A 14,007-nucleotide genomic window follows, 5' to 3' on the forward strand; every position below is an offset into this window, starting at 1 on the left:
TTGTCATTTATGGCAAGGTTTTTTTTGTGTTTATATTTAAAATTTAAAACATCTATTATCAGGAAATAAATATTTGAATACGTAATGTTTTATTTTTCAAATGTTTATACATTGTTGTTTATTGGTTTGAGACTTGAATTTTGACCAAGAAAAGTTTAATTTTACATTAAAAATTAAAGAAGATTATTTTTATAGTGTTCATAAGTTGCTAAAAACCAATCTACCCTAAGAGATTACAAATGACAAAAATATGTTTAAAAAAATTACAGGAGTTTTTTTATGTTTTATCGCATTCTCAAATTTAAATGCCCAAGTAGACATTATCGATGAAGATTTTTCATCTGGATCTTTGCCTGCCGGTTGGAGTAACATTGACAATGGAAGTAGCCCAGCAGGAGATAAATGGGAATTTAACGATCCAGGAGGTCGAAATATTACGGCTGGAAATTTTTCTGGAAATTTTGCTATTTTAGATAGTGATAATTACGGCAGTGGAAATTCACAAGATGCAAGCCTAGAAACAAATAGTTTTAATACAAGTACTTATGAGCTAGTAACCTTAGAATATGACTACCAATATAGAGATTACCAATCACCAGAATCTTGTGAGGTAGAAGTTTATAATGGAAGTACTTGGGTGTCTGTGGCAAGTTATACTACTAATTCTGGAGACAATTATGACTCGGCAACAAAGGTAACTTTAGATATTACAACGGCTGCTGGAGGAGCTTCAAACGCAAAAATTAGATTTACTTATACAGGAGATTGGGACTGGTGGTGGGCCTTAGATAATATAAAAGTTACAGGAACTTTAGCAGATACTACATCATTGTATAGAGGGCCAGGTGGAATTGGAACTACTGATGGGTCTTCTAGTTTAGAATTATGGCTAAGAGGAGACAATGGTGTTACAAGCAATGGTAGTGATGTTGTAACTGCTTGGTTAGACAATAGTGGGAATGGAAATGATGTTTCTTTAATAGGAGGAAACCCTACGTATACTTCAGATATTAATAACCATGAAGTGATTTCTTTGGATGGGAATGATTATTTTCAAAGCGGAGTTGCTAGTAATACCAGCACAACTGCCTCGGTTTATTTTACAGGTACAATTACAGGTTATTCTGATACTTGGGCAGGTATATTGTCTGGTTCTAAAAGTGGACAATTAGATTGGAACACAACAGATCATGTAGTTTTTTTAGATAGAAATAGTGGTTCAGATGATTTAGAGTCCTATAGAAATGGACAAAAATCTGCGATAACCGATGGGTTACTTGGATCTGGGGTGAAGATTATGAATTCTGAGTATGACGGGACCAATAATACAATAAGATTAGATGGTACAGCAGGGACTTCTATAGCTTCTTCTGGTTCTTTTGATTTTAATTTAATTGGTATTGGGAAAAGAATTACAGAGAATAAATATACAATAGGAGATTATGGTGAGGTTATTTATTATTCTGAAGATTTATCATTGGTAGAAAAAATTATTATTGAAAATTATTTGCAAGCCAAATACAACGGAACCTTATCGTCAAATAATTTTTACAATGAAGATACCAATGGTGATTTTGATTATGATGTAGCAGGTATCGGACAGGCTACAGATGGTTCAAGGCATGATGATTCTCAAGGAACTGGAATTGTAAGAATTTACGATCCAAGTGCGATGGGGAATGATGAATATTTATTTTGGGGAAGAAATAACAAAACTGCTTTGAGTTTTGAAACAAATACAGACAACTATAAAGAAAGACTGAATACCTTGTGGAGGGTCAGTAGAAGAAATAATCCTGGTACGGTAAGTATTATTTTTGATCTATCTGGTGTTGACCTTTCTGGGAAACAAGATTGTGCCGATTTGCAATTGGTTATAGATAACAATAGTGATTTATTAAGTCCTTCAAATACGTATACATTAACAGATCTTGGAAGTGGTTTCTATCAAGCAACTGGAGTAACTTTTGCCAACAATAGATACTTTAGTTTAGAATATCAAGATAAAATAGTAGTAGACGATACGCAATTTTATAATGGATCAGGAGCATCCAATGTGCCAGATACTTCTGATGGCTGCTTTAAATTACTCGTAAAAAATACGGCAGATGGTACAATAAGTTTGACTGAAAATGCTGACGTTAGAGAAGTAGAAGTAGAAAGTGGAGGAAAATTGGTTTCAAATACAGGCATACGTTTGCGTGTTACGAATGGAATTCTAAACAATGGAGATATCCGAATGGTAGGAACTTCACAGCTGATTCAAACACATACAGGAACTTCTTTAAATACAGGTTCAGGCGATTTATATATAGATCAACAAGGAACTAATAATAGCATATATAGATACAATTATTGGTCTTCACCAGTAGCAAGTGGTACTGCAACTTACACAGTAGACGGTGTGATGAAAGATGGTAGTACGGTAACCTCGGCTTCTTCTTCGCCAGATGACATAAACTTTGTAACTGGTTTTAATGGAGATACCACAAGTCCAATTACAATTTCTAATTATTGGATTTACAAATACGACGTAAATTGGGCGTCCGTTTTAGATTCTGGTACCTTAGAAGTAGGTCAAGGGTATACAATGAAAGGTCCGGGTGCGGTGCAAGGATATACATTTGTTGGAACTCCAAATGATGGTGATTATACCATTTCAGTTGTAGATGAAGATGCTGCACTGGTAGGAAATCCGTATCCATCAGCTTTAGACGCGGATGCTTTTATTACCTTAAATAGCCTTACTAATGGTATTATTGATGGCAGTATTTATTTTTGGGAACACAATGGAGAAGTTGATGGTACAGGAAATAATGGACACTATAAATCTGGCTACCAAGGTGGGTATGCTGTTAGAAATATTGGAGGAGGAGTTGCAGCAATAGCGCCAACAGGTATTGATGGTTTAGGGACAAGTAGTGGAGATGAACCGGGACAATACATTGCTATTGGACAAGGATTTTTTGTAAATGCGACGGGAACAGGTAATGTAGAATTTGAAAACTCTATGAGGGCTTTTCAAGAAGAAGATGATTCGAGTTCTATCTTTTTTAAATCTAAAAGGAAGTCAAAAAGTAGTGCTATTAAATCCAACTCAAAAAAATTACCTTCTTATCGTTTAGGTTTTGAGCATACAAATAGCGAAGGACAATCAATAACGAGACAATTATTAGCGGTTTTTAAAGAAGGATTGACGGATGGTTATGACAATGGTTATGATAGTAGTATTTATGACTTGCAACAAAAGGATGTGTATTGGGTGCCAAATGGCAATGATGAAAAATATGTAATTGCTGGTTTGGATACTTATAATGCAGACATGGAAATACCATTAGAGTTAACTATGGATACGGATGGATTTGTTTCTTTTATTACCTTAGAGAAAGACGAAACTGTTGATGATGTTTATTTGTATGACAAGCTAAACGATATTTTTTATGGTTTGAGAACTGAAAAATCTATCTATGTTAGTGAAGGAGTTCATTCCGATAGGTATTATGTTACTTTTAGAAAAAGTGCTCTTGGTTTAAATGAAGTTAAGGACGATGAGCTTATTGTGTATTTTGATAAAATGAATGATGAATTGGTTGTAAAAGCAACAAATTCAACCAAATCACTTCAGTTAGAATTATACACAGTTACGGGTTCTAAATTAAAGGAAGAAGTCATTACGGAAGAAAAAAGACTTCCGGTTCCTGGAATTGCTTCAGGTGTTTATTTTGTAAGAATTAAAACCGAAAATGGGATTTTCTCTCAGAAGATTTTACTAATGAAAAAATAGAAAAACAAAAAACAGCAAGACGGTAAGCTACAATACCTATTGTTGATAATTTTTAATTGAGGAAAAAATACTCCTAAAAAAATACTGATTTCAATGGCCTTTTTATATCGTTGAACTTTTTATATTTTTAACAGATGAAAGTGCTCTTGAACTTTTTTTTAATTCTTTTTTGTGCGGTTGCCTTAACGGCGCAAGAGCAAAAATTTACGATTGTGTTGGATGGAAAACTAACACAAACCATTTCGAAACAAGAAGTTTTTAGCGAGAAACAAATTTCTACAACTATAGAATCTCTTCTTTCAAATACCGATTTGTTTGAAGAAGAAACCAACCCTTTTGTAAATAGAGGGGCTTTTTATAAAAATCATTGGTTAAAATTTTCTATCATTAATAAGTCTGAAAATTCAAAGTTTGTATTGGAATTCAATCAAACATACATTGATTCTTTACAGGTTTTTTTAGTAAAGAACCAAAGAATAGTCAAGACCTATCCCAAACAAGGATTGCACTTTAAAACAGCAAACTCAGATAATTATTTGTCTAATAAATACGCTTATATATTTCCTTTCGAATTAGCGCCGAATGAAAAAATTCAATTCTATATACAAGCAATGATCAACGACGGATCTTTTCGGGTGATGAATAAAATTTGGACGGAACAAGCTTATAAAACTAGGGTAAGCGATATCAAATTCCGATCTAGTTATTTATTGGTGTTTTCCGGATTCGTTTCCTTAATCCTAGTCTTATCTCTTACGATGTTTGCTTTCAGTAGAGACCGATTGTATTTGTATTATATAGGTTTTGTGATCGTTATTTTTACAAACCTCCTATGTTTACGACATATGATTTCTCCTGTTTTTATTGAGAACTATTTTTTATTTGGAAATAATTTTGTTGAAATGTTAAGTTTCTTACAGCTGTTTTTTATGCTGATGTATGCCAATAAGTTTCTATCTCTAAAAAAAAATCATCCACGCTTTTATTGGACGCTTCATTTTCTTGCACTTACGATAATGACGCTGTTTATTGCGGGACTTTATTTAAGGCATGCAGCTTTTTGGTTCTATTATTTCTCCTTTTATATTTCAAAAATATTGGTGGTACTTGTCACTTTTACCATTTATTATGTGGCTATAAGTTTGGTGCGGAAAAAAAATAAAATGGCGTATTATTTTGTTATTGCCTATTTCCCTTTATTAATTTTTATTGTTCATTATATTTTTACTGCCTTAGGTTTAACGACTTCCTACAACCCATTGCAGCTCGAGTTTGTCTTGTTTTTTGAAATTGTTGTTTTGGCAGTTGCGTTGGCCCATAAATATTATTTGCTTATTGTGCAGAATTATAAATTTCAAAAAGAAATCATCAGTACCAAAGAAAAAAGTATGGCCGCCATATTGCAAGCACAAGAAGAAGAAAGAGGAAGAATTGCTAGAGATTTACACGATGGTGTGGTGCAACAAATAGGTAGCGTGCTTTTACGAGCAAGAAATTTGTTAACAGATTTGAAATTAATTCATAAAAAAGAATCTCAAGAATTACTACAAAATTTAGAAAGTTCGAACCAAGATTTACGCACTATTTCTCATCAAATGATGCCAAGAGCATTAAAAGAATTAGGTGTAGTACATGCCATAACAGATTTATTGAATAGCAGTTTAGGTTTGGCAAATATTGAATTCAAATTCGAAAATTTCAATATTGAAAGTCGAATGGATCCAACGCATGAAATTGTACTCTATAGGGTGTTACAGGAATTGATTAACAATATTATAAAGCACAGCGAAGCCAGTTTTGTCAATGTACAATTGTTTATTAGTGGTCAGTATATAATGCTGTTGGTAGAAGACAATGGGAAAGGTTTTGACATTGATAAACAAAACAAAGGTGTAGGTTTGCGAAATATGAAAAGTAGAGTAGATGTAGTAAACGGAACTTTCGATTTTGAATCGGTTGTTAAAAAAGGTACTTTAGTGCGAGTTAAAATTCCACTTGTATGAAGCCAATAAGACTTTTAATAGCAGATGACCACCCTTTAATTGCAGAGGGAATTAAAAATACGTTTACATCAAATGCTTTTATAGAAGTAGTTTCCGTGGTCACAAATGGTGAAGAAGCGATTGATTTTCTAAAAAAAGAAGTCGTAGATATTGCTTTGTTGGATATTGAAATGCCGAAAATGAATGGGCTTGCTTGTGCCAAAGAAATTCTAGCCAATTACCAACCTGTAAAAGTAATTATGTTATCCATGTATCAAGAGGCTTCATTAATAAAAGAGCTTATTGAAATTGGTGTGAAAGGCTATATGTTAAAAACTATTGCAAAAGATGAACTAATACTTGCTATTCAAAAAGTACATGGGGGACAAGAGTATTTTAGTTCTGATGTTACCAAAGCTTTGCTGCTAAATAAAAATTCTGAAAAAGTAATTCAGTTCAATGAAAAATCAAAGCTTTTAGAGCTACTCACCAAAAGAGAAATTGAAATTATAGGATTTATTGCTGAAGGTTTGACAAATATTCAAATTGGTGAAAAATTATTTATCAGCCCTAGAACAGTGGACAGCCATAGAACCAATTTAATGAAGAAATTAGATCTGCATAATGTGGCTGGTTTGATTCGTTTCGCTTTCCAAAATGGACTTTCTTAAAAACGAGTATAAAATAATTCTTTATTTTGAAATCTGTCGAATAGGCTGCCATAGGTAGCCTTTTTTTGTGATTATTTTTTTTCTGCTTCAAGAAATAGGCATCTACTTTAACATTTTGTATCCAATTAAGGGATTTCCCCTAGTCAATTGCGTTCTTCACTCTATTTCTAAAAACACTGCCTTGGAGTACTTTTGAAGTGTTGCATTAGTTAGCTCTAATTACTAAAAAATATTTATAAGTAGTCACTCTTTCATACATTTTTTAGAGCACGCAACAACACCAATGAGGGAGTGCTACTTTATTAACCATTTAATTATTTAATTATGAAAAAAATGATCGCTTTAATGTTGTTGCTAGCGATACCAGTAATGACATTTTCACAAATCAAGGGAAAAAAATCGAAAACCCCTTTTGAAGGAACCAATGGAACAACCTACAAAATAGGAGATTCATTTAAGTTAGGAGTTGCAAGTGGAGGAGAGGTGTTCGCCTATGCTTATGTCTACAAAAAAAGTTTGTCGTTAAAATCTTTAGCCAATGCGGCCAAAAGTATCAGAGATGTGAAAAATATGGACGTAAAAAATGTACGACAAATAGGGAATAACATTAGTACGATTAAAAATATATCCGACAATCAATTGGTGAATTCTGCCATGACAAAAGCCATGGGGAATGCGGTGAGTGAAAAGTATGTGTCAGAAAATGCTTTGGCAAGTAGTTTTTCAAATACAAAATGGAAAATTAAAAGTTTTAAGGTGTATGAAGACAAAGAATCTGGCGAAAAATTAGTGCATGCCATTGCCAAAGGAAACGGAAAAACCATAGCTGTTTTAATGAATTATGCCATTAAAGTAAAAGAATTGTAAAATTAAAAAAACGAAAATCATGAAAAATCTTACATATATATTTTTAGCAGTACTTATTAGTGTTAGCAGTTTGTCTTGTAGTTCAAACGATACTGACTTAGGGTTAGGTGGTGGAAATTCACTTTCAGTAAAAATTGATGGAACAAAGTTTGAATCTCTAGGAGCCACAACTTCTGCAGTTGTTACAAGTGGTGTTTTATCAATACAAGGAGGAAAATCGAATGGAGAAACCTTGCGAATAACCCTTATGAATTATACAGGGAAAGGAACCTATAAAACAGGTGATCATATTTCTAATACAAATGGAATCAATTATATAACCCTAACACCAATAGCAACTTGGACTTCTACTTTTGATATAGGTTCTGGCACAGTGACCATTACAAAAGATACAGGATCTGAATTGGAAGGAACGTTTAGTTTTGTGGGGGTAAATGGAAGTGCTACCAAAAATTTTACCGAAGGTAAATTTTCAATAGATTATTAAATCTCACCCCAAAACAAAAAAAGCCTTCAAAATTAATTTGAAGGCTTTTTTAATTATAGAGTGTACGTCTTATTTACTAGCTGCATATTTAGCAGAAACTTCCGCCCAGTTAATTGCATTAAAAAATGCATTGATATAATCTGGTCTTCTGTTTTGGTAGTTTAAGTAGTAAGCATGCTCCCAAACATCCAATCCTAAAATTGGTTGGTTACCACAAGTTACTCCTGGCATTAATGGGTTGTCTTGGTTTGGAGTAGAACAAACGTTTACTGCACCACCTTTAGCAACACACAACCATGCCCATCCTGAACCAAATTGAGTAGCCGCAGCTTTAGAAAAAGCAGCTTTAAATTCTTCAAAAGAACCAAAAGCAGCATTGATAGCATCAGCTAATTCACCTGTAGGTTCACCACCTCCGTTTGGAGAAAGAATTTCCCAAAACAATCTGTGGTTGTAAAATCCACCACCGTTATTTCTTACAGCACCATTGCTCATGTCTAAATCAGCAAGAATAGCTTCAATAGATTTTCCTTCTAAGTCAGTTCCAGCAATTGCATTGTTTAAGTTGTTTGTATACCCTTGGTGATGTTTGCTATGGTGAATTTCCATAGTTCTAGCATCAATATTCGGTTCTAACGCATCATAAGCGTATGATAATTCTGGTAATTCAAAAGCCATAATATATATATTTAGATTTTTATTAAAATTGAATATCAAAGGTAAGGAACAGAACTCATTAATAGAAATTATTTCTTTTTATTCAAGTATAGGCAAATCCTATTAGAATAAGGCACTATCTTGTTAGTCTACCTGTAGTATTTCCGTCTAAAATACTTGTAACTTCTTCAACAGTTGCATAGTTTACATCTCCTTCATAGGTGTGTTTTAAGGCGCAGGCAGCGCAAGCAAATTCCATGGACCTATAATCGTCGTTAAATTTTTGCAATGCATAAATTAATCCTGCTGCATAGGCATCACCTGTACCAATTCTATCTACGATATGCGTAATGTCTAAATCTTCTGTTTCTCGGTATTCAATACCATTCCACATTCTTGATCGGATTTTATGCCAAGAAGAGTTTACGGAAGTTCTAATTTTATCAAAGACTTTTTTAATATTTGGAAAATCCTGTAATAATTGTTGACTCGCTGCTATAAAATCTTCTTTTGAATAGGTGTAGTTTGTTCCTAAAACTTCATTAATCTCATTTACACCACCAATAAAAATAGTAGAGTATTGTAATAAATCTCTTAATACCGTTTTTGGATCCGCTCCGTATTTCCAAAGTCCACTTCTGTAAGTTGGGTCGGCTGAAATTTCTAGACCATTTTCTTTTGCTAATTTTAAGCCTTCTCTTAAAGTTTGGTAGGCACCTTCAGTCAAGGCCGGTGTAATTCCTGTCCAATGAAACCAGTTTCCGTCTTTTAAAGAACTTTTCCAATCAACCATTTCTGGACTGATTTCTGAAAAGGAAGAATGCGATCTGTTGTAAGAAATAGAACTCGGTCTCATAACCGCACCTACTTCTAAAAAATAAACACCTAAGGGTCTTTGTGATTTTACAATATGACGCGTACTTACGCCGAATTTTCTAATATATGAAATGGCTGTTTTTCCTATAAAATCATCGGAGATGCAACTTATATGTTTTACGCTTCCTCCAAAATTTGCAATGGAAATACCAACGTTTAACTCTGTCCCTCCAAAATAAAACTCTACAACGTTGCTCTGAATAAATTTTTTATTTCCTCTTGGAGATAAACGCATTAATATTTCTCCGAATGTAATTACTTTGCTCATTTTTCTGCTGTTTAGAGGTATTAATTTACTCAATATTCAACAGCTTGTGGCCTTTTTGAAAATTAATATCTAAAATGTAATTTTTGGAAGATTTATCTTCGGAATTTTAATTATTCAATCCTGATTTTGTGAATAATGAAAGGTGATAATTACACTTATCTTCAATTGGTTTACCAATTTAAATCATTGAATTCCGAATAGAATTGATTAAGGAAAACTATTTTTTATTAGTTATGGTAGCGGCGAATTACTTAATTATCCTAGAATCAAAGAACGAATAATTTCAATATTTGTCATTTACCTGATTGAATTTTTGATGTTTTTCAAGAATATTTTTGTTTTTTTATTTCGAGGCGATAAAATAATTAGTCCCAAACCCCTAGAAAATACTGTGTTTTTAACTGTTACATCTACCGTTAAGTAGATGTTAGTAGCGTTTATTGAGGCGTTTTATTGATAGTTTTGAAATGTGTAAATATTAAAAACTAAAGAATGATGAAGAACATCTGGATAATTGTTTTCTTAGGAATTTCAAATATTGTAATAGGACAAAACGAAAATCTAACCAACCCTATATCTACTAAATCTGTTACTGATTATATGGAAAAGGTTGCCGATTGGCAAATTGAACATTTTAGAGATAAATTTAGTGGAAGAGATAAGCCGCATCATATTGCTGATTGGACCAATGGAGCTTTGTATGTTGGAATGACAAAATTTGCTAGAATTTCTGAAAATGACAAATATTGGAATTTTTTAAACAGTATTGGAGAACAACAAAAATGGAAACTACATTGGCGAAAATATATGGCAGATGACCATATTGTAGGACAGCTGTATTTCGAACTCTTTAGAAAGTACGGTGATGAAAAAATGACGAATCGAACCATTAAACATTTAGATTGGATTCTGGAAAATCCGAGCAAGCAACCAATTACTTTGGATAAGTACAAACACACTCAACGTTGGACTTGGTGCGACGCACTATTTATGGCACCGCCACTTTGGGCAAAAGCAGCTAAAATTACTGGAGATGTTAAGTATACAGCTTTTATGATGAAGGAATATGAGGCTTCTAAGGAACATTTGTTTGATAAAGAGGAACATCTCTTTTATAGAGATGATAGTTTTATTGGAAAGCAAGATCATGGAAGTAAAATATTTTGGTCCAGAGGGAACGGTTGGGTGTTTGGTGGATTGACACTGCTTATGGATGAATATGAAAAAGACACAAAAGAGTATGATTATTTTAAAGATATCTACTTAAAAATGGCAAAGAAAATTATCAGTATTCAAACGCCAGAAGGGCATTGGGCTATGAGTTTGTTAAATCAAAAATATTATAAAACACCAGAAACTAGTGGTACAGCCTTTTTTACATTCGGATTAGCATGGGGTATAAATAATGGGGTTTTAGATAAAGAGGTGTACGAGCCAAGCGTTAAAAAAGCTTGGAACGCTCTAACATCCTATGTAAGTAAAGACGGTATGTTGGGTTATGTACAGTCTATTGGAGCCGGACCCGATAAATCATTTAAAGATCAAACGGAAGTATATGGAACAGGGGCTTTTCTTGCTGCTGGGACTGAAGTATACAAGCTTTACGGTGGTTTGTAGATTAAAAATAGTAAAACAAGAGTTGTTTTTTTATTCCTAAAAACTTGTAAAAAAATACTAAAGAGAAATTATTAAAAGATGAAAAAAAATAGATTTAAAAATATAGTAGTAGTTATAAGCATATTGTTTTTTAACGGATTATTTGCACAACACGATACTACCAAAGGATTTGATTTTATTGTAACCAACGATGGTGTTTGGACTTGGTTTAACGATGAACGAGCTGCTTTTAAAAATGATAAATTATACACGTCGTATGTTAAAAAAGACGGTACAACTGGCTTAAGTGTTAACAATATTAAAACAGGAGCTACTATTGGTACGGAAACAATATTGAGTACTTGGACCCAAAAAGATGACCATAATAATGCGGCTATATTATTGCGTGAAGATGGTAAAATAATGACATTTTTCAGTCCGCACATTCGTGAAAAGAAAAATTATTATAGAACTTCTTTAGTAGATGAACCTACACAGCAAAGTGATTGGAGTGAGCAAATAGCGCAAACAACTACAAACGATTCTGATAACAAAGGAGCAACTTATAACAATGCATTTCAATTAAGTGCAGAAGGAAATAAGATTTACAACTTTATGAGAACCAATAATTTCAATCCAAATTGGAAAGAATATGATGCATCTGGTACTCCTTTAAGAAATGGTACGGATATTATTTTATTTAAAAATGGTAATGGAGATACGCGTCCTTATGTAAAATACACTTCTAATAGTACGGACAGAATAGATTTCTTTTTTACTGATGGTCATCCAAGAGTAGCAGATAATAGCTTGTATCACTGTTATTATAAAACGAATAATGATGGAACTCAGGGTAAAATTTATCAATCTAACGGAACGGAAATTGCCACTTTACAAAGTGTTATCGATGGAGTTCCAATTCAGGTAGCTTTGGTCAATAAAATTTATGTTTTTGGTTCTGACGGTACAAGTGCTAGGGCTTGGACACATAGTATTAATTATGATTCTAGCGGGAATCCAGTTGTTACTTATTCAAAACAATTAAATATCAACGAGATCACGTATCATTATGCAAAATGGACAGGTACAGAATGGAATAATAATTTAGTGTCTGATGCGGGTAAAGGATTGTATGCTGGTGAAGATGATTATACAGGTATCATTACAACAAACCCTTACAATACGAATGAAATTTTTGTTTCAACAAATAAAAATCCGATTACAGAATTTGAAGATAATCGTTATGAAATATATTCAGCAATTACAGCTGATGGAGGAGCAACTTGGAGTTGGACAGAAGTAACAAAAGATTCTGATCAAGATAATTTACGCCCTTTTGTACCCAAAGGAATTTCCAATGTTGATGATCGTGTGGTGCTTTGGTTTCATGGAGATTATGTGAGTTATTCTAATTATTCCACAAGAATTGTAGGAGAGTATATGAATAAAGTGTATTCAGGTGAAGCACCAGATTTAGGAGAGGTTGCAGAGCCTATAAATACAAATTTTAATTACGGTATAGATATCAATACGGCTAGTAGTCCAACATTAAATCCATTTACATCTATTATAGGAGCTACCGATGCATCTGTAATTGACAATGGGGTAACCTTTACAGTAATAGGTGCAAATATTGCTGTAAAAGATAGAGGAGATGGAACACCAAATGATGTTGTTAGAGATTTTGCCTATGTAAGCCCCGAGGTTTCTGGCGGAAATATTGGTGTGCGTATTGAAGATCTTCCCGAAGGAACTTATACCATTAACAGTTACCATTTTGATACTAGTTTTCCAGCAGATGTTACTGTTAGACTTCAGGAGCAAGGAGGCCCCGTTTTGCAAACTATTGAGATAGAAAACACAGATACTCCTGCAAGTTTTCAATTATTTGCCCAATCAGGGAAAGTATATGAAGTAATTGCCACAGAAAATAATTCAGATAACAGAGTGCGTTTTAATGGTTTGTCTATTGATAAGTTGACCAAAGAGTTTTTATTAGACGTAAATACAGCAGCAGGAAATACCAAAAATGGATATACAGGAATTTTAGGAAGCCAGAATAAGACAGTAACAATTGATGAAGTTGATTATATGCTATTTGGTTTTGGAAAATCACCAAGAACAAATGAAAATAGTGATCCTTTATTGTCTGATCTTGCTGTAAATTCTGCGACAAATTCTTCAGCACAACCAGCCATAGGACTAAGAATTACTGGACTAGCGGCTGGAACTTACCAAGTAAAGAGTTGGCATTATGATCCAACGGTAAATAGTAGTTCGATAAAAATACAAGTAAGAGAAGCAGGAGCAGGGAATCCTCTAACCAATTTAGTAACTGGCGTAAGTCTTGGAAGTGCCGATGCTTCTGAGTATGAAATTGTAATTGAAGCAAATAAAAATTACGATTTGGTTTTTAGAGCGGATAATAACGGACTAGAATCTCGATTTAACGGTATAGAAATAAAGCCTAAAAGCGGGAACTTAAGTACAATTTCTATAAAGTCAAATGAGAATGATTTTGTAGTATACCCTAATCCATTCAATGATGAATTATTTATAAAAAATGGAGAATCAACTCCAATCACAATGGTCGTTTTGTGTAATTTAATGGGCGCTGTAGTGTTGGAACAAAAAATTACCACAAGTAATGTTATTAAAGTAAAATCTTCTGTTTCACCGGGTACTTATATTTTAAAAGCATTTGGCCGTCAAGGTTTATTGTTTACTAAAATAGTAGTGAGAAAGTAGTAGGTGGAATTTAGTGAGAGTGCACTTATATATGATTTTTTGATGATTCTAAGTATTCAAAATACTATATT

General features: G+C 33.3%; 9 protein-coding genes. 7 read left to right on the top strand and 2 right to left on the bottom strand.

Annotation, left to right across the window (positions count from 1 at the left end; genetic code table 11):
* Positions 1–250: 250 nt before the first annotated feature.
* The 5 genes from FGM02_RS06245 (at position 251) to FGM02_RS06265 (ending at position 7,791) form a co-directional block, all read left to right on the top strand.
* Positions 251–3,784, top strand: a complete 3,534-nt coding sequence (locus tag FGM02_RS06245) for a T9SS type A sorting domain-containing protein (protein ID WP_139957446.1) — start codon at positions 251–253, stop codon at positions 3,782–3,784.
* 146 nt (positions 3,785–3,930) lie between these two features.
* A complete protein-coding gene (locus tag FGM02_RS06250; protein WP_208021480.1) occupies positions 3,931–5,787 on the top strand; it encodes a sensor histidine kinase in 1,857 nt (618 codons plus the stop codon).
* Positions 5,784–6,437, top strand: coding sequence for a response regulator (locus tag FGM02_RS06255; RefSeq protein ID WP_139957448.1), 654 nt, complete (start codon positions 5,784–5,786; stop codon positions 6,435–6,437). The genes FGM02_RS06250 and FGM02_RS06255 overlap by 4 nt, the downstream gene beginning before the upstream one ends.
* Positions 6,438–6,761: 324 nt before the next feature.
* The gene (locus FGM02_RS06260) at positions 6,762–7,304 is read left to right on the top strand and encodes a hypothetical protein (protein ID WP_139957449.1); all 543 of its coding nucleotides are present in this window, start codon (positions 6,762–6,764) and stop codon (positions 7,302–7,304) included.
* A 19-nt stretch (positions 7,305–7,323) separates the two neighbouring features.
* Positions 7,324–7,791, top strand: coding sequence for a hypothetical protein (locus FGM02_RS06265; protein WP_139957450.1), 468 nt, complete (start codon positions 7,324–7,326; stop codon positions 7,789–7,791).
* A 69-nt stretch (positions 7,792–7,860) separates the two neighbouring features.
* On the opposite strand, the gene FGM02_RS06270 is transcribed toward FGM02_RS06265, so the two are convergent.
* The gene (locus tag FGM02_RS06270; protein ID WP_139957451.1) at positions 7,861–8,469 is read right to left on the bottom strand and encodes a superoxide dismutase; all 609 of its coding nucleotides are present in this window, start codon (positions 8,467–8,469) and stop codon (positions 7,861–7,863) included.
* 115 nt (positions 8,470–8,584) lie between these two features.
* Complete coding sequence (locus FGM02_RS06275) at positions 8,585–9,592, bottom strand: sugar kinase (RefSeq protein ID WP_139957452.1); 1,008 nt, start codon at positions 9,590–9,592, stop codon at positions 8,585–8,587.
* A gap of 492 nt (positions 9,593–10,084) precedes the next feature.
* Here FGM02_RS06275 and FGM02_RS06280 point away from each other — a divergent pair, with 492 nt between their 5' ends.
* Positions 10,085–11,209, top strand: a complete 1,125-nt coding sequence (locus tag FGM02_RS06280) for a glycoside hydrolase family 88/105 protein (protein WP_139957453.1) — start codon at positions 10,085–10,087, stop codon at positions 11,207–11,209.
* A gap of 78 nt (positions 11,210–11,287) precedes the next feature.
* Entirely contained in the window at positions 11,288–13,936 is a 2,649-nt protein-coding gene (locus FGM02_RS06285; RefSeq protein ID WP_139957454.1) for a BNR-4 repeat-containing protein, read from the top strand.
* Positions 13,937–14,007: the final 71 nt, after the last annotated feature.

Origin of the sequence: Flavicella sediminum, assembly GCF_006381105.1 — a bacterium.
Taxonomy (GTDB): domain Bacteria; phylum Bacteroidota; class Bacteroidia; order Flavobacteriales; family Flavobacteriaceae; genus Flavicella; species Flavicella sediminum.